This window comes from Gordonia rhizosphera NBRC 16068 (assembly GCF_000298195.1).
GTDB lineage: Bacteria > Actinomycetota > Actinomycetes > Mycobacteriales > Mycobacteriaceae > Gordonia > Gordonia rhizosphera.
In genome coordinates, this window is sequence record NZ_BAHC01000057.1 from 1 (window position 1) to 17,392 (window position 17,392).

18 protein-coding genes are annotated in these 17,392 nt (G+C 68.0%); 15 read left to right on the forward strand and 3 right to left on the reverse strand.

Annotated elements, in window-relative coordinates; all coding sequences use genetic code 11:
• From GORHZ_RS06150 to GORHZ_RS06205, 12 genes are all read left to right on the forward strand, one after another.
• The coding region (locus GORHZ_RS06150; RefSeq protein WP_006331315.1) for a [protein-PII] uridylyltransferase at window positions 1–2,539 on the forward strand (2,539 nt) is incomplete at its 5' end.
• Between the two features lie 34 nt (window positions 2,540–2,573).
• On the forward strand, window positions 2,574–4,142 hold the full coding sequence (ffh, locus tag GORHZ_RS06155; protein ID WP_006331317.1) for a signal recognition particle protein: 1,569 nt from the start codon (window positions 2,574–2,576) through the stop codon (window positions 4,140–4,142).
• A 33-nt stretch (window positions 4,143–4,175) separates the two neighbouring features.
• Window positions 4,176–5,264, forward strand: coding sequence for an amidohydrolase family protein (locus tag GORHZ_RS06160; protein WP_006331319.1), 1,089 nt, complete (start codon window positions 4,176–4,178; stop codon window positions 5,262–5,264).
• Between the two features lie 494 nt (window positions 5,265–5,758).
• Window positions 5,759–6,220 carry a 30S ribosomal protein S16 gene (gene rpsP / locus GORHZ_RS06165; RefSeq protein WP_006331320.1) on the forward strand — a complete coding sequence of 154 codons (462 nt, stop codon included), beginning with the start codon at window positions 5,759–5,761 and terminating at the stop codon, window positions 6,218–6,220.
• The gene (locus tag GORHZ_RS06170) at window positions 6,217–6,459 is read left to right on the forward strand and encodes an RNA-binding protein (protein ID WP_006331321.1); all 243 of its coding nucleotides are present in this window, start codon (window positions 6,217–6,219) and stop codon (window positions 6,457–6,459) included. The genes rpsP and GORHZ_RS06170 overlap by 4 nt, the downstream gene beginning before the upstream one ends.
• Window positions 6,460–6,475: 16 nt before the next feature.
• The gene (gene rimM / locus GORHZ_RS06175; RefSeq protein WP_006331322.1) at window positions 6,476–6,994 is read left to right on the forward strand and encodes a ribosome maturation factor RimM; all 519 of its coding nucleotides are present in this window, start codon (window positions 6,476–6,478) and stop codon (window positions 6,992–6,994) included.
• 3 nt (window positions 6,995–6,997) lie between these two features.
• On the forward strand, window positions 6,998–7,696 hold the full coding sequence (trmD, locus tag GORHZ_RS06180) for a tRNA (guanosine(37)-N1)-methyltransferase TrmD (protein ID WP_006331325.1): 699 nt from the start codon (window positions 6,998–7,000) through the stop codon (window positions 7,694–7,696).
• 59 nt (window positions 7,697–7,755) lie between these two features.
• The gene (locus tag GORHZ_RS06185; RefSeq protein ID WP_040530420.1) at window positions 7,756–8,694 is read left to right on the forward strand and encodes a hypothetical protein; all 939 of its coding nucleotides are present in this window, start codon (window positions 7,756–7,758) and stop codon (window positions 8,692–8,694) included.
• A 79-nt stretch (window positions 8,695–8,773) separates the two neighbouring features.
• Window positions 8,774–9,115, forward strand: coding sequence for a 50S ribosomal protein L19 (gene rplS / locus GORHZ_RS06190; RefSeq protein ID WP_006331327.1), 342 nt, complete (start codon window positions 8,774–8,776; stop codon window positions 9,113–9,115).
• Window positions 9,116–9,133: 18 nt separating this feature from the next.
• Complete coding sequence (gene lepB, locus GORHZ_RS06195; RefSeq protein WP_006331328.1) at window positions 9,134–10,012, forward strand: signal peptidase I; 879 nt, start codon at window positions 9,134–9,136, stop codon at window positions 10,010–10,012.
• A gap of 31 nt (window positions 10,013–10,043) precedes the next feature.
• Complete coding sequence (locus GORHZ_RS06200) at window positions 10,044–10,736, forward strand: ribonuclease HII (protein ID WP_006331329.1); 693 nt, start codon at window positions 10,044–10,046, stop codon at window positions 10,734–10,736.
• A complete protein-coding gene (locus tag GORHZ_RS06205) occupies window positions 10,726–11,037 on the forward strand; it encodes a DUF2469 domain-containing protein (RefSeq protein WP_006331330.1) in 312 nt (103 codons plus the stop codon). Before GORHZ_RS06200 ends, GORHZ_RS06205 begins: the two co-directional genes overlap by 11 nt.
• A 355-nt stretch (window positions 11,038–11,392) precedes the next feature.
• Here GORHZ_RS06205 and GORHZ_RS06210 read toward each other — a convergent pair whose 3' ends face one another.
• Entirely contained in the window at window positions 11,393–12,637 is a 1,245-nt protein-coding gene (locus tag GORHZ_RS06210; RefSeq protein WP_051998772.1) for an HNH endonuclease signature motif containing protein, read from the reverse strand.
• A 354-nt stretch (window positions 12,638–12,991) separates the two neighbouring features.
• Window positions 12,992–13,492: a nitroreductase/quinone reductase family protein gene (locus GORHZ_RS06215; RefSeq protein ID WP_006331332.1), complete on the reverse strand. Its 501-nt coding sequence runs from the start codon at window positions 13,490–13,492 to the stop codon at window positions 12,992–12,994.
• Between the two features lie 188 nt (window positions 13,493–13,680).
• On the opposite strand from GORHZ_RS06215, the gene GORHZ_RS06220 reads away from it, so the two are divergent.
• The 3 genes from GORHZ_RS06220 to dprA are packed head-to-tail and all read left to right on the forward strand — an operon-like array spanning window position 13,681 to window position 16,756.
• Window positions 13,681–14,103, forward strand: a complete 423-nt coding sequence (locus tag GORHZ_RS06220) for a YraN family protein (RefSeq protein WP_083877206.1) — start codon at window positions 13,681–13,683, stop codon at window positions 14,101–14,103.
• A 2-nt stretch (window positions 14,104–14,105) separates the two neighbouring features.
• Window positions 14,106–15,626 (forward strand): YifB family Mg chelatase-like AAA ATPase, encoded by a 1,521-nt coding sequence (locus tag GORHZ_RS06225; RefSeq protein WP_006331334.1) that lies wholly within the window; start codon window positions 14,106–14,108, stop codon window positions 15,624–15,626.
• On the forward strand, window positions 15,623–16,756 hold the full coding sequence (gene dprA / locus GORHZ_RS06230) for a DNA-processing protein DprA (protein ID WP_006331335.1): 1,134 nt from the start codon (window positions 15,623–15,625) through the stop codon (window positions 16,754–16,756). The genes GORHZ_RS06225 and dprA overlap by 4 nt, the downstream gene beginning before the upstream one ends.
• 56 nt (window positions 16,757–16,812) lie before the next feature.
• On the opposite strand, the gene GORHZ_RS06235 is transcribed toward dprA, so the two are convergent.
• Entirely contained in the window at window positions 16,813–17,376 is a 564-nt protein-coding gene (locus GORHZ_RS06235; protein ID WP_006331336.1) for a TetR/AcrR family transcriptional regulator, read from the reverse strand.
• Window positions 17,377–17,392 lie beyond the last annotated feature (16 nt).

Here is a 17,392-nt window from a genome sequence, read left to right on the forward strand (position 1 = left end):
ACAGCTCCTGGAGTCGTCGAAGACCGGCAAGCTCGATGCGGCGGGTCTTCGGCAGGTGCTGGTCGATCTGCACGAGTTCTGGCTCACCAGCAAGGGCGCAGAACTCGGCATCCGCCCGGACAGCGGATTCGCGATCGTCGCCGTCGGTGGTCTCGGGCGCGGTGAACTGCTGCCGTTCTCCGATCTGGATCTCATTCTGCTCCACGACAACCGGCCTCTCGAAGAGGTCTCGGAGGTCGCCGACGGTCTCTGGTATCCGTTGTGGGACGCCAACATTCCGCTCGATCACAGCGTCCGTACCGTTCCGCAGGCCCTGCAGGTCGCGTCCGAGGACGTCACCGCCGCCCTCGGACTGCTCGAGGCCCGGCACATCGCCGGCGACGAGGACCTGTCGTCGCTGCTGATCAGCGGCATCCGGCAGCAGTGGCGTTCGGGTATCCGCGATCGGTTCGTGGATGTCGTCTCGCACGCGCAGGATCGCTGGCGTCGCGCCGGGGACATCGCACACCGGGCCGAACCCGATCTGAAGAACGGTCGTGGCGGTCTGCGCGACGTGCAGTTGCTCGGCGCGCTTGCGATCGCACAGCTCACCGACGGCATGGCCAGCCTACGGCCCGACTCGCCGGGCGCGGGGCCGCAGGTGGCGTACGCGAAACTCCTCGACATCCGTACCGAATTGCACCGCATCGCGGGTCGCCCCCGCGAGCAGGTCCGGGCGCAGGACGCCGACGAGATCGGTGCCGCGCTGCGGATCGGGGACCGGTTCGACCTCGCCCGCGTGATCAGCGATTCCGCCCGCACCATCAGCTATTCCATCGATGTGGGTCTGCGCACGGCCGGCAACGCCCTGCCTCGGCGCGGACTGGCGAAGCTGCGGCGGTCACCGATCCGCCGACCGCTCGACGAGGGCGTGGTCGAACACAACGGCGAAGTCGTGTTGGCGCGCAACGCGATTCCCAGCAAGGACCCCGGTCTCATCCTGCGGGTGGCGTCCGCGTCGGCGCGCACCGGCCTGCCGATCAGCGCCTCGACACTGAGCCGGCTGGCCGACTATGCACCCGAATTGCGCGAACCGTGGCCGAGCGAGGCGCTGAGTGACCTGCTCGTGCTGCTCGGCTCGGGACATCACATGGTCGACCCGATCGAGGCGCTCGACCGCACCGGGCTGTGGGGTCGACTGCTGCCCGAGTGGGGAGCGGTCCGCGATCTGCCGCCCCGCGACGCGATCCACACCTGGACGGTCGACCGCCATCTGGTCGAGACCGCCGCCCACGCCGGATCGATGACCACGCGCGTGTCGCGGCCGGACCTGCTGGTGCTCGGCGCGCTGATCCACGACCTCGGCAAGGGACGGGGAGCCGACCACAGCATCGTCGGGGCCGACCTGGCCATCCAGGTCGGCAACCGATTCGGGCTGTGGCCGCAGGATGTCGAGTTGGTGTCGGCGATGGTGCGCCACCACCTGCTGCTGCCCACCGTGGCGACCCGCCGCGATCTCGACGATCCGGCCACCTGGGAACTGGTCGCGGAGACCCTCGGGCACAACCGGGTACTGCTGGAATTGCTGGCGACGCTCGCCGAGGCCGACTCGCTCGCGACCGGCCCGGGCGTGTGGGGCGACTGGAAGGCGTCGTTGATCACCGAACTCGTCCGGCGGACCCAGCGGCTGATCGACGGGGCACAACCGGCCCGTCCGGAACCGTTGTCACCCGAGCAGATCGCACTCGCCGAGGGCGGCGGGTTCTCGGTCGGCATGGTCCCCGCCGACGGGCCGCACACCTTCCGGGTGACCGTGGTCGCCCCCGATCAACCGGGGTTGTTGTCCAAGGCTGCGGGGGTGCTCGCCCTCAACGGGCTGCGTTCACATGCCGCCACCGTGCAGAGCCACGCCGGCAGCGCGGTCAACACCTTCGTCGTCGTGCCGGCCTTCGGCAGCCCGCCCGAGGAGGGCCTGATGCGTCAGCAGCTGATGGCCGCCGTCGAGGGCAAGATCGACGTGCTCGCACGGCTCGATGCGCGCGAAGCCGACTCGCCGATCCCGACGATCGGCACCGTGACCGCCACGCCGGGATCGGTCGCGGGTACGGGCGTGTCGGCAGGCTCCACCGATCCGGCCGTCGACGGCGCCGGACACCCCAAGAGCGCCGTGCCGGCGCTGTTCGCGGTCGCGCCGCCCCGCGTGATCTGGATCGATCCCACCGAGATCGGGGGACAGACCGCACCGTCGGACGCGACGGACTCCTCGGAGGTGCTGATGGAGCTGCGTACCGACGACCGCACGGGTCTGTTGAGCCGGGTCAGCGCGGTGATCGAGCGGCACGGCGCGCAGGTGCGGTGGGCAAAGGTCACCACGCTGGGTGGCACCGTCGTCGACACGTTCTGTCTGAAGATGGCCGACGACAGCGGGGCCGGCCGCACCGCGCTGGCCGACGACGTCATCGCCGTCTGCCCGCCGCCGCGGCCGACCGTGGAGTCCGACGACGGCGACAATCCGCAGAGCTACGGCGGCACCGGACGCACCGGCGTACCCATCAGCTGACCGACAACTCCGACGAGCATGGAACACTAGAGGAATGTTCGATTCGCTATCCGATCGATTGGCCGACGCACTCAAAGATCTGCGCGGCAAGGGCCGTCTGACCGACGCCGATATCGACCGCACCTGCCGGGAGATCCGGCTCGCCCTCCTCGAGGCCGACGTTTCGCTGCCGGTGGTGCGGGGATTCATCGCCAAGGTGAAGGAACGCGCCAAGGGAGCGGAGGTCTCCGGCGCGCTGAACCCGGCCCAGCAGGTCGTCAAGATCGTCAACGACGAGCTCGTCGGCATCCTCGGCGGCGAGACGCGGCGCGTCACGTTCGCCAAGAAGCCCCCGACGGTCATCATGCTCGCCGGTCTGCAAGGTGCCGGTAAGACCACGCTCGCCGGCAAGCTGGCCCACTGGCTCAAGAAGCAGGGCCATTCACCGATGCTGGTGGCGTGCGACCTGCAGCGCCCCGGGGCGGTCTCGCAGCTGCAGATCGTCGGCGAGCGCGCCGGCGTGAAGGTCTTCGCCCCGCACCCGGGTACCAGCGTGGGTGGCGAGGGGACACTCGGGGTGTCCTCCGGCGATCCGGTGGAGGTGGCCCGCGCGGGCGTGGCCGAGGCGCAGGCACAGCACTTCGACGTGGTGGTGATCGACACCGCCGGGCGCCTGGGCATCGATGAGGAGCTCATGAAGCAGGCCTCCGACATCCGCGAGGCCACGACACCCGACGAGGTGCTCTTCGTCGTGGACGCGATGATCGGCCAGGACGCGGTGACCACCGCCGAGGCCTTCGCGACCGGCGTCGGCTTCACCGGTGTCGTGCTCACCAAGCTCGACGGCGACGCCCGCGGTGGCGCCGCCCTGTCGGTGCGCGAGGTGACCGGCAAACCGATCATGTTCGCGTCGTCGGGTGAGAAGCTCGAGGACTTCGACGTCTTCCACCCCGACCGGATGGCCAGCCGGATCCTCGGCATGGGCGACGTCCTGTCGCTGATCGAGCAGGCCGAGCAGCACTGGGATGCCCAGCAGGCCGAGGCCGCCGCCACCAAGATCACGCAGGGCGAGCTCACCCTCGAGGACTTCCTCGAGCAGATGCTGATGATCCGCAAGATGGGCCCCATCGGCAACATCCTCGGCATGCTGCCCGGTGCGGGGCAGATGAAGGATGCGCTCTCGCAGGTCGACGACAAGCAGCTCGATCGGGTGCAGGCAATCATCCGCGGCATGACGCCGCAGGAGCGGGAGAATCCCAAGATCATCAACGCCTCCCGGCGGATCCGCATCGCGAACGGTTCGGGGGTGACCGTCACCGACGTCAACCAGCTCGTCGACCGGTTCTTCGAGGCCCGCAAGATGATGGCGCAGATGTCGGGCCGGATGGGCTTCGGCGGCGGCGGGCGCAAGTCGAACCGCAAGAAGGGCAAGGGCAAGAAGGGCAAGAACCGCGGGCCGACGCCACCAAAGGCCGCGCGCGCCGGATTCCCCGGGATGGGTGGGATGCCCGGGATGCCGGCCGGTTTCCCTGATCTGTCCAACATGCCCGCCGGTCTCAACGAGCTGCCTCCGGGCCTCGAGGGCATCGACGTCTCGCAGTTCCAGAAGCCCAAGAACACCTAGGCACGTCTCAGTGGGGCAGTCGGACAGAGAGGGATGATCGTGAACGCCGACGATGTGCGGCACTACCGCGGGCGTGACCCGTTCACCGACGAACAAATCGACGTGTGGGTGGTCGGGGACACGATCACCCGCGAGCCGGTTGCCGGTGCGACCACCGTCGTCGATGACGGATGGATCATCCCGGGCCTCGTCGACGCCCACAACCATGTCGGTATCGCCCCCGGTCTGGGCGTCACCATCGACCGGGCCCGCGAGTTCGCCCACGCCGACGCCCGGGCGGGCACGCTGCTGATCCGGGAGGTCGGATCGCCCCTGGATACCCATCCGCTCGACGCCGATCCGGCCTCACCCCGGTTCATCCGGTCGGGCAAACACATCGCGCGGCCCAAACGTTACCTGCGCGACTACGGTGTCGATCTCGACGACCCGGACGACCTCGCCGACGAGGTCACCCGTCAGGCCCGTGCCGGGGATGGCTGGGTCAAGATCGTGGGTGACTGGATCGACCGGGAGATCGGTGATCTGGCGCCGCTGTGGACCCGCGCCCAGATCGACGCCGCAGTCGCCGCCGCCCACGCCGAGGGCGTCCGGATCACCGCACACGTGTTCGGCGCCGACGCGTTGCCCGATCTCATCGGTGCCGGCGTCGACTGCATCGAGCACGGCACCGGTCTGACCCTCGACCAGATGGACGAGATGGTGCAACGATCGATCGCGCTGGTACCCACCCTGATCCAGGTGGAGAACTTCCCCGGGATCGCCGACGGTGCCGACCGCTTCCCGGCCTACCAGGCAAATATGCGCAAGCTCTACGAGAACGCCGGTGCGGTGTTCGCGGCCGCGCGCGAGGCCGGTGTCGCCATCTTCGCGGGCACCGACGCCGGAGGTTTCGTCGAACACGGACGCATCGTCGACGAGATCGACGCGATGGCGGCCGTCGGGTTCGGCGCGCGGGACGCGCTGTACGCGGCGAGTGTGGCCCCGCGGCAATGGCTCGGTGCCGGTCTGCTCGCCGACGGGGACCCGGCCGACTTCATCGTCCTCGACGACGATCCGCGCCGTGACCTGACCACGCTGCGCCGCCCGCGCTCGATCGTTTGCTCCGGGCTAACGGTCGTCTGACCGCATCGCTGACAAATCCCCAGGTCACGATCTCCAGGATCATTCCAACGTGTGACGAATTGCACCCTGTCGTGTTCTGGTGCCGCTAACTTACTGTTTGGTAATGTAGCAATCGCGTTGCGGAGGGTTCGCGAGTGTCTCGAGGCCCGCGCGGGCGCCGCGGTCGCAGCTGATCAGGGGAGGGTCGCTGCGGCCGCGCCCACGTAATGGAGCCGATTCGACGCTTGAGCACGCGGCATGTGGTTACCTTCAGCGGGGTGGGTAACCACATGCCGAGCCCGGTACTTCGTTCGCGGAGCCAGACCGCGGAGCCGCACACGGCCGTCGACGCATGGCGATTTCCGAACACACCGCCTCATCTGGCACAATTTCAGGTCGGTTCGTCGGAACCGGTCACGTACCGACCGACGGTCACACCGAAACAGATCGCAAAACCGGGTCCGCCACACCGGGCGGGCCGCTGAATTGCGCAGTGACCACATGAGGAAGAAGACATGGCTGTCAAGATCAAGCTCACGCGGCTCGGCAAGATCCGCAACCCCCAGTACCGCATCGTCGTCGCCGACGCTCGGACCCGCCGTGACGGCCGGGTGATCGAGACCATCGGCAAGTACCACCCGAAGGAAGAGCCGAGCCTCATCGAGGTCGATTCCGAGCGCGCCCAGTACTGGCTGGGTGTCGGCGCGCAGCCGACCGAGCCGGTCGCGGCCATCCTCAAGGTGACCGGTGACTGGCAGAAGTTCAAGGGCCTGCCGGGCGCCGAGGGCACCCTGAAGGCGCCGGCGCAGAAGCCGTCCAAGCTGGACCTGTTCAACGCCGCACTGGCCGCCGCCGACAGCGCGCCGGTCGCCGAGGCAACCACCCCGAAGAAGAAGGCCGCCAAGAAGGACGAGGCCCCGGCCGAGGTCGCCGCCGAGGAGACCGCTGCAGCCGACGCCGGCCAGGCCGACGCGTGAGCGCAGTCGTCGCCGACGCGGTCGAACATCTCGTCCGCGGTATCGTCGCCAACCCCGATGACGTCCGGGTCGAGCTGATCACCGGCCGTCGGGGTCGCCTCGTCGAGGTGCACGTCAACCCCGACGACCTCGGCAAGGTCATCGGCCGCAACGGCCGGACCGCGACCGCCCTGCGCACCCTCGTCACCGGCATCGGTGGCCGTGGGATGCGTGTGGACATCGTCGACACCGACCGCTGACGTCGGCTCGTCCGCGATGGATCTCGTGATCGGCCGTGTCGCCAAGTCGCACGGCGTCCGCGGCGAGGTCGTGGTCGAGATCCGCACCGACGATCCGGAGGCACGGTTCGCACGGGGCAGCGCCCTGCGCGCCCGCCTGCCCAAGGCCGGCGGGGAGAAGACATTCACGGTGACAGCCGCCCGGCACCATGCCGGGCGGCTGTTGCTGTCCTTGGACGGGGTCGCCGATCGGACCGCCGCCGACGCTCTGCGCGGGACCCTGTTCCTCATCGACTCCTCGCAGGTCGACTCGGGTACCGATCCCGACGAGTTCTACGACCACGAACTTGAGGGATTGCCGGTCTCGACCGTCGACGGCACCGATGTCGGTGTGCTCGAGACGGTGCTGCATATGCCAGGTGGAGAGATCCTCTCGGTTCGCACACCCGACGGCCGCGAGGTGCTGATCCCGTTCGTGCGTGAGATCGTCCCGACGGTGACACGCGAACGCATCGAGATCGATCCGCCCGACGGCCTGCTCGACGTCGAGGCCTGAGCTATGCGCATCGACATCGTCTCGATCTTCCCCGAATACCTCGATCCGCTGCGGGTCGCCCTGCTGGGCAAGGCCATCGACGCCGGCCGGATTCGCGTCGACGTGCACGACCTGCGCGACTGGACCCACGACGTGCACCGCAGCGTCGACGACGCGCCCTACGGCGGCGGCCCCGGCATGGTGATGAAGCCGCAGGTGTGGGGACCGTGCCTCGACGACGTGTGCCCTGACGGCGCGCTGCTCGTCGTCCCGACGCCCGCCGGTGTGCCGTTCACCCAAGCCACCGCACAACGCTGGAGTCACGAGTCGCATCTGGTGTTCGCGTGCGGCCGCTACGAGGGGATCGACCAACGCGTCTTCGACGACGCGGCGCGGCGAGTGCGGGTCGTGGAGGTGTCCCTCGGCGACTTCGTGTTGATCGGTGGCGAGGTCGCGACCATGGCGATGATCGAGGCCACCGTCCGGCTGCTCGACGGGGTGCTCGGCAATCCGCAATCCCACCAGGAGGATTCGTTCTCCGACGGACTTCTCGAAGGACCGAGCTACACCCGGCCGGTGTCGTGGCGCGGCCTGGACGTGCCGCCGGTGCTGCTCAGCGGCAATCACGCGAAGGTGGCGCAGTGGCGCCACGAGCAGTCGCTGCAGCGCACGCGGGCCCGGCGCCCGGATCTGTTGCCGGACGAACCGGCCGGGGACGACTGAGCGGCGACGCTACGCTGGACACTGTGCACCGATGGCTCTCGGAGCGGGCTGCCGACTGGATGACCCACGACATCATCGAGCGCGGGCGACTCCCGTTGCTGGTGTTCTTCTGCGGTTTCATCGTCGGCTTCGTGTGTATCCGCATCAGCGTCCGGCTGATCAGGGCCGACGCGCGGTGGTGGTTCTCCAATGTCACCGCCGGCGACACCCATGTCCATCACGTCGTGTTCGGAGTGGTGCTGACGCTGCTCAGCGGACTGGGACTGATCTTCTTCGCGCTCAGCGAGGATCAGGTGATGATGTCGGTGCTGGCCGGACTGTTCGGTGTCGGTGCGGCGCTGATCCTCGACGAGTTCGCGCTGATCTTCTACCTGCGTGATGTGTATTGGTCACACGAGGGCCGCACGTCGGTGGATGCGGTGTTCATCGCGCTCGCCGCGACCGGCATGATCCTGCTCGGCTTTCGCCCGCTTGACCTCTACTTCGACGCGCTGCACGATTTCCGGATCGCGCACACGGTGGGTCTCGACCTGATCGCCGCGGTGTTCAACCTCGCCCTGGCCGCGGTCGTCGTCCTCAAGGGGAAGGTGTGGACCGGGGTGATCGGCGTGTTCGCATGGCCGCTGCTCATCGTCGGGGTGCTGCGCCTCGCCCGGCCCACCTCGCCGTGGGCCCGGTGGCGCTATCTGGGCCGACCGCGCAAACTCGAGCGGGCGATGGAACGGGAACGGCGTCTGCGTCGCCCGTTCATTCGTGCCAAGATTTTCGTGCAGGATCTGATCGCCGGACGCCCGGACGTCCTGCCGCATGTGCGTTCGGAGACCGAGCATCGGCTCGACGAGGTGGTCCACGCGGCACCGCCGCCACCACCGATTTCTCCGCACCGGGGTCTGTCTGGCACAATAGTCGGGTTGCCTGGCGACGACGTCCCTGCCATGGGGCGACGTCGCAGCGCACACCATGACTCGGAGCACGAACCGGTCGAACCTCACACGTGACGACCCGACATGTCGGGAGGTCGAGTGCGGGGCCGCCAGGTTCCTCTGTTCACGCGACCGCCAGATTGGACCAACCACGATGAACACCCTCGATTTTCTCGACAAGCAGTCGCTGCGCGACGACATCCCCGCCTTCGGGCCCGGTGACACCCTCGACGTCCACGTCAAGGTCATCGAGGGCTCCAAGGAGCGTATCCAGGTGTTCAAGGGTGTCGTGATCCGCCGCCAGGGCGGCGGCGTGCGTGAGACGTTCACCGTGCGCAAGGTGTCCTTCGGCGTCGGCGTGGAGCGCACCTTCCCGGTGCACAGCCCCAACATCGCCAAGATCGACGTCGTCACCCGCGGCGACGTGCGTCGCGCGAAGCTCTACTACCTGCGTGATCTGCGTGGCAAGGCCGCCAAGATCAAGGAAAAGCGCTGACCCGTCTACCCTGACGACGTGGCCGACAACAACTCATCGGACAACGAATCCGCGGCCGGTTCCTCACCCGACGGCTCTTCGTCGAGGGCTGAGGAATACGGTTGGGACCCCGACGGGGAGCATCCCGACGAGCGTCCGTGGCGCACGAAGAGCGACAAGCCGGAAAAGCGTGGCTCGGTCCTGCGTGAGGCCGTCATCATCATCGGGTGCGTGCTCTTGCTCACCTGGGTGCTGCAGACCTTCGTCGGACGTCAGTACGTCATTCCATCGGAGTCGATGGAACAGACGTTGCACGGCTGTACCGGATGTACCAACGATCGGATCGTGATCGACAAGATCACCTACCGGTTCGGTGACCCGTCGCCCGGCGACGTCGTGGTCTTCAAGGCCCCGTCGGAGTCGTGGGACGGCGCGTGGATGTCCCCGCGGTCGGATAATGCGGTGGTGAACGGGATGCAGGACGTGCTGTCCTGGTTCGGGTTCGCCCCGCCGGACGAGAACGATCTGGTCAAGCGTGTGATCGCCACCGGCGGTCAGACCGTCGAATGCCGGAACGCGGAGAACGTGGGCGTCAAGGTCGACGGCAAGCCGCTGGCCGAGCCCTACGTCGACAAGGCCCTGCAGGCCCAAGACGTCGCCGCGGGCAACATCTTGGCCGCGACCCCCGACGGGCAACCGAACTCGTGCTACGGACCGGATTTCGGACCGGTCAAGGTGCCCGAGGGCAACGTGTGGGTCATGGGGGACAACCGGGCCAACTCGGCCGATTCCCGCTTCCACATGGAGGACGAGTACCACGGCACCGTGCCGATCAGCGACATCCGCGGCAAGGTGAGATTCATCATCTACCCCTTCTCGCGGATCGGTGGTGTCGGTTCGTACAACCCGCAGCAATGACGCGGGAGGGTATGAGGCGCGGAGGTGGCCGATGAGCCGATGGCCGCCGCGGTTCCCGGTGCGTCGCGCCGCGAGCCTGCGGACCTTCGAGTTCGCGCTGGAGCGCAACGGACTCGGTCCCGTGGCCGGTGTCGACGAGGCGGGCAGGGGAGCGTGCGCCGGCCCGCTGGTCGTGGCGGCGTGCGTACTCAAACCGACCCAGCTCGTGTCGCTGGCGGACCTCGACGATTCGAAACGACTGACCGAGGCCACGCGCGAGACCCTGTACAAGGCGGTGACCCGTTACGCGCTGAGTTGGAGCGCGGTGGTGATCGACTCCGCCGAGATCGACCGGATCGGCGTCCACGTCGCCAACATCGAGGGGATGCGCCGGGCCGTTGCCGGGCTCGATGTTGTGCCCGGATATGTGCTCAGCGACGGTTTCGCGGTGCCGGGGCTGACCGTGCCGTCCCTTCCGGTGATCGGCGGTGACGGCGCCGCGGCCTGTATCGCCGCAGCGAGCATCATCGCCAAGGTCACCCGCGACCGGATCATGGTGGCCATGGACGACGAGGTGCCCGGCTACGATTTCGCTGTTCACAAGGGGTACAGCACGGCCCATCACATGGCCTGCATCGATCGTCACGGCCCGTCGGCGGTGCACCGCATGTCCTACCGGAACGTCGCTTCACGCGCGGCCTCCGACCCCGACTCGACCACGATAGGCTTATCTGATGAGTGCTGAGGATCTCGAGAAGTACGAAACCGAGATGGAACTCTCCCTGTACCGCGAGTACAAGGACATTGTCGGTCAGTTCACCTACGTGGTGGAGACCGAACGGCGCTTCTACCTGGCGAACGCGGTGGACATGGTGCCCCGCAACACCGATGGCGAGATCTACTTCGAACTGCGCATGAGTGACGCCTGGGTGTGGGACATGTACCGCCCCGCCCGCTTCGTCAAGCAGGTCCGGGTCATCACGTTCAAGGACGTCAACATCGAGGAACTCGAGAAGCCGGAGCTGCGTCTGCCCGACGAGCCGTGATCGGCGGGTGAGTCCCCAAAGCTGTGTCTTGTCCGCCCTGAAGACCTCACACCACCGGGCCGCCATCGACACCGGCGTTTCGGTGTCCCGCTCACGCGCGGAGTTCAGGGCCGGCCCCTCAACGCCCGGCGACGTGGTGGCTGGGCGGGCCCGCCGGATGTGACTCCGGCGGGCCCACCGGGCCGCCAGCTTCTTTCACACTGTGGAGTTGTCAAGGAACGTTCGTCCGGGGAGTTCCCGGGTGGTCTGGGCTGGTCGGGTCAGGCTGGGCTGCTGGTCGGTTCTTCCCGGTCAGGCCGTGCTGGTCAGGTGTGCTCGGTCGTGGTCGGGTCAGTTCTTCTCGGTCATGTTCGGGTCAGGCGGCGATGTCGTCGAGGCGCATGGTCCGCCGGTTGTAGGCGGGTATCGGGGTGCGGTTCGGGTCCTGCTCGACGGGTGGCAGCAGCCAGGGGTGGCGGTCGGCGCCCATGATGATGTCCCAGCCCGACGCGTGGATCTGCGCGTGACACGACGTGCAGAGTAGGCAGCCGTTGTCCAGGTCGGTGGGACCCCCGTCAGCCCAATGGGCGATGTGATGACACTGTGTATATCCTGCTGCCGCACCACATTTGACGCAGCAGTGGTCACGGATGATCAACGCCCTGCGCTGGTGATGGGTGAACAACCGCTGCGGGTGCCCCATATCCAACGGCACCTTCTCACCGTCGACGATGACCGCGCTCACGGTGCCATCGCAGGACAGGGTTTTCGCCAGGGTCTGCGAGATCGGCCCCAGCCACTGCAGGGACGCGGCATCGGGGGTGTCGACGGGCACGGTCAGGTTCAGGTGTGTTTTCGGGACCGTCACCAGATCAGCGACACCCGACGCGTTGGCGTGGGCGGCGGCATCGAGGATCATCTCCAACGCGTCGGCGCGGCGCTGCCCCGCGCTGCGGGCGTCCTCCGATCCGTCGGGTTCGGGGCGTTTCTGCGACAGGGATTCGATCGCCGACACCAGTTTCTCCCCGATCACGATGTCCAGGTTCGCCGAGACCTCCAACCGGCCGTCATCGGTGGGCTTGGTCGACCATTCATTGATGGAGCGGTCCTCACCCGCGGGCACCCCACCCTGCTCGTCGGCGATCTGGTTACCGAGCTTGCGGGCCGTGTCGAGCACCTCGCGTGGGGTGGCCCCAGCAAACGCCTGCGCGAGCAACGCCAACTGGTGTTCGATCCGTGACACCTCGCTCAACGGTTCCGGCGACCTCTTCTCGATATGCCCCATGCCACGCACGAGGGCGTCGATGTGTTCGCCGGAGAAGACCCCATCCCCGCTGTAGGCGGCCACCCGTTCCAGAGTGGACAGCGCGGCGGCGATCCGCAGCCACCGATCCGCCACCGTGGGTGCGGCACCCATCTCGATCAGCAGGGCGCGAGTTTTGCCGCCGGTCTGCCGGGCCACCCCCAACCGGTCCAGCGCGCCCGCGTGCACGGCGAGTTGATGGTCGACCACGTTGCGCAGACCCATCAGGATCTTGGTCGTGTCGAAGACCTCACGACCGGTGGCGTCGGCGGTGATCGTCAGGTCACGGACGGTGGGGAGCAGGGTGTCGAGTGGCATGCCCCAAGAGTAGTCGAACTGGTGTTCGAACGCAATGGGCAAATCGATGCTATTTCACTGCACTGCAACGGTTTTCGTCGACCAGAAACGGCTCAATCGCTCATCATATCGTTGAGGTGTGACAAGGTCGTCAGTGTCGGATTGCGCAGTGCTGCAGGGATATCGGGCCGCACCGCCTCCCGCCCTGGAGACCTCACACCTCGCACCAAGTCGTCGACGTACCCGCATCCGCGTGCCGCTCAGGTGCGGACTTCAGCACCAGCCGATAGGTCGCAGAACGTGCCTTTCGACCCTTCGCAGGCGTGCTCCTCGGGGATCGGGGATTGGGGGACGCGGACATCGGATTTCCGCAGTTCAGAGGTAGTCGACCTCGAAGACCGGATAGTCCGCCGCGATCAGCTCGAACTCCGCGACAGGTGCAGTGGGTGGCACCGGGATGTGCGGCCGCGAACCGGGCACCTGCTCGACGTAGGCCTTGAGCAGCGCCGCCCGGTGATCGGGTGGAACCTCGGTGAGATGCACTCGGCGCCGCCGACGGCGTTCGATGACGGCGTACCCGTCCGCGGCGCGGACATTGCGCACCCAATTGCAGTCGTTTCCGAGCATCGATCCGAGGTGATCACGGCCGTCGACGACGGCGATCCCGAGCGGGAACCGGGTGGGGTTACCGCTACGTCGGCCCGGCACCTCCAGCGTGACCCATCGTCGCCCGGGTACGAGTCCCTTGCCGAACGCCCAGCCCCACGCGCGGGCGAATCCGCGTGCCGCGGCGTTGCCCTTGCCGCCTGTGTACATGTTGCGCAGGATCTGCGCCTGGCGCTCCTTCAAGCCCTGCCACACCGCGGGAACGCTCATCGGTGCTCCTCCCATGCGTGTTCTCGTGGAGCCGTTGCCCCATTGTCGCGCGGATATTCGTCTGTGTCGTGTCGCGAAGCCCTCGGCGATCGACTCCGGAGTTGTGCACATTCTCGATTTGCTCCACAGTTCTGCATCTCTTCGAGGTGAAGGTCTGGATCATCCTGCGCGGCAGCAATGCTGGTGTCATGAGCGACAACACATCACAGTCGGGTCGGGCCGGTTCGCGGTCGCGGGGCGCGCGGACGGCCGCGATCGGCCGGATCGGCGAGGACCTGGCCGCCGAGCACGTGCAGGGCCTGGGTTGGACCATCCTGGAACGCAATTGGCGAAACCGGTACGGCGAACTGGACCTGATCGCGGCCGACGGGTCGGTGCTGGTCGTCGTTGAGGTGAAGACGCGTGCGTCGCGGGTCTTCGACGACCCGGTCGCCGCGGTCACGCCGACCAAACTCGCGCGGATGCGCCGGCTGACGGGGATGTGGTTGTCGGAGAACCGGCGTGGGTGGAGCCGAATCCGGTTCGACGTGATGTCGGTACAACTGGATTCGCGTGATCCGGAGGATCTCGAGCGCGCGGTCATCCGTCACCACCGCGGCGTCTTCGAGTGACGATGCGTCAGACCGGGTTGGGCCGCACTCATGCGGTGGGATTGAATGCGTTCGCGGCCAGGGAGATCGAGATCCAGGCCAACGTGGGCCAGGGCCTGCCGGGCTTCTCGATCAACGGGCATGTCGATGCCTCGTTGCGGGAGGCGCGTGACCGGGTGCGCCCGGCGATCACCAACTCGAAGTTCTCGTTCCCGGAACTCAAGGTGACGGTCGCGTTGGCGCCCGCGGAGATGCCGAAGGCGGGTTCGGCGTTCGACCTCGGCATCGCGTTGGCGATCCTGGTGGCGACCGAGCAGGTCGCGACCACCAAGATCGGGCACACCGTGTTTCTCGGCGAACTCGGACTCGACGGCCGGCTCCGACCGGTGCGCGGGGTGCTCCCGGCACTGGTGGAGGCGCGTGCCCGCGGATACACCCACGCCGTCGTGCCGATGGGCAACGTCGCCGAGGCGGTGCTGGTCGGTGGCCTGGAGGTCGGTGGCGCGCAGACGCTCGGTGAGGTCACCAGTTGGCTGTCCGGGGACCACGTCCTCGACACGGTGACCGGGTCACAGACCGTGCAAATCCCCGAGATTCCCGACCTGGCCGACGTCGTCGGTCAGTCCGAGGCCCGCCACGCACTCGAGATCGCCGCCGCCGGCGCACACCACGTCCTGATGACCGGGCCGCCCGGCATCGGCAAGACGATGCTCGCACGCCGGATGCCAGGCATCCTTCCGCCGTTGGGGTCCGACGAGTCACTGGAGGTCACCGCCATCCACTCCATCGCGGGCACCTTGCGTGCGGGGTATCCGCTGATCACCGCGGCCCCCTTCATCGCACCGCATCACAGCACCTCCGTGACCGCCATGCTCGGTGGCGGGACCGGTCTGGCCAGACCGGGTGCCGTCTCCCGCGCCCATCGCGGCGTGCTGTTTCTCGACGAATGTGCCGAAATGGGCCCAAAGGTGCTCGACTCCCTCCGCCAACCCCTCGAGGAAGGGGAGGTGCGGGTATCGCGGCGTGATGGTGTCGCCACCTACCCGGCACGCTTCCAGCTGATCATGGCCGCCAACCCCTGCCCATGCGCCCCGGCCCACGACGTCGACTGCGTGTGCTCGTCGGTCGCCCGGCGCCGCTACCTGGGCAAACTGTCCGGACCGTTGATGGACCGCATCGACATCCGGGTCCGCATGGACCCGCCGGGAAATACCGCACTGATGAATCCCGTCGAGGAGTCCAGCGCCGTGGTCCGGGAGCGGGTGGCGACCGCGCGCGCCGCGGCGATCGAACGATGGCACAACCGGGGATGGTTGACCAACTCAGAGGTTCCCGGTTCGGCTCTGCGGCAGCGCTTTCGACTACCACCGCGGGCGCTTCGGCCGATCGAGCTGTTCCTGCGGGACGGTCGGGTCACCGCGCGCGGCGCCGACCGGGCGCTCCGATTGGCCTGGACCCTCGCAGACCTCAAGGGGCTGACCCAACCCACCGAGTCCGAGGTCGCCGAGGCGCTGCTCTACCGGGACAGAGGAGGACACCGATGACCGAATCCGTCGACGACACCGCGCTGCGGGCCTGGGCCTACCTCGCCCGGGTCGCCGAACCACCCTGTGCGGCAATCGAATCGTTGTGCGACGAGCTCGGACCGGCGGAGGCCGCGGCGGCGATCAGGGCGCGCTCGGTCCCGCCGGGGCATGCCGGCGTGCTGGAGGCCACCGCCGCCCGTGCCGATTCGGACCGAGCCGCCGCCGACCTCGAGGTGGCCGAGCGGATCGGCGCCCGCCTGGTCACCCGGGACGACCCGGAATGGCCCGCCTGGGCCCTGATGACGCTGGGCCAGGCTGACACCGCGGTGCGCGGCGGCCCCCCGCTGGCGTTGTGGGTGCGAGGACCGGGCCGACTCGACGAGATGGCGACGAACGGTGTCGCGCTCATAGGGTCGCGGGCCGCATCGGGCTACGGCGAACAGGTGACCTCGACCCTGGCCTCGGGTCTGGCGCTGGAGAACTGGACGGTGACGTCGGGCGCCGCCTACGGCATCGACGGTGTCGCGCACCGGGCTGCGCTGGCCGCGGGTGGGCCCACAATGGCCGTGCTGGCCTGCGGCATCGACCGGGACTATCCGGCAGGGCACGCGCGGCTGATCGCCGAGATCGGCGAGCACGGGCTCGTGGTGTCGGAGTATCCGCCCGGCACGACCGCGGCCAAACACCGGTTCCTCACCCGCAACCGGTTGGTGGCCGCGATGTCGGACGCGGTCGTCGTGGTGGAGGCGGGACGACGATCGGGGGCCGCGAACACCGCGGCGTGGGCCCGAAAACTCGGCCGGCCGCTCGGCGCGGTGCCGGGTCCGGTGACGTCGGCGACCTCGGTCGGATGCCACCGGATGATCTCCGACGACCTCGCCGTGCTGGTCACCGACACCCGATCGGTGATCGCGTTGGCCCGCCCGGACGGGGCGGGTGACATCGGGCGGGGGCGGGGGCGCGAGACCGATGATCTGTCCGACGACCAGATCCGGGTGCACGATGCGATCCCGGCACGCGGGGCGGTCACCATCGAAGAGATCGCCTTTTCGGCCGGTCTGGACGTGTCGGTGGTGCGCTCGGCACTGGCGGTCATGGATGTCGGTGGGCACGTGGTGAACGTCAACGGTGCCTGGCGGCTGTCGTGAGCGGGGTGAGCGCACCAAGTGCCGAGTCGTGACCCGCGACCACCGCTTACCACGGTTCAGCGGCGGGTCAGCAGGTCGATGAAGATCCGGGTGTCGTCCTCGCTCGCCGGGCCGTGCCGCGGTCGGGAGTGCAGATAGCCGATCCCGGCATAGAGCAGGGTGGTGGCGCGGGCGTGGGCCTCGCGATCGTCGAATCCGAGCTCACGCATTGTGTCGTAGGCGACGGCGAAGATCTGGTCGTCGAGCGCGGCGACCGAGTCGGCGAGCGACTCGTCGGTCTCGGCCCATTTGCGGACCGCCGCCTCGACCTTCCAGCGTCGCGGATCGGTGACGAGTGCCACCATGGCCTCGATCCGCTCGACCGGGGGCAGTGACTGGAGATCGGCCATTGCCTGTCCGCCCGTCTCCTCGACGTGTCGGCAATGGTCGGCCAGCGCGGCCATCAGTGCCGCGATGTCGGTGAAGTGCCAGTAGAAACTGCCCTTGGTGACCCCGAGACGCTCACACAGTCGCGAGATCTTGATCGCCCCCGCACCGTCGCTGATCAGCACGCCCATCGCGGCGTCGAGCCAGTCGTCGACGGTGAGACGGGATCCTCGTCGCGACGATGACTCCGGCATATTCACCTCGCTCGAA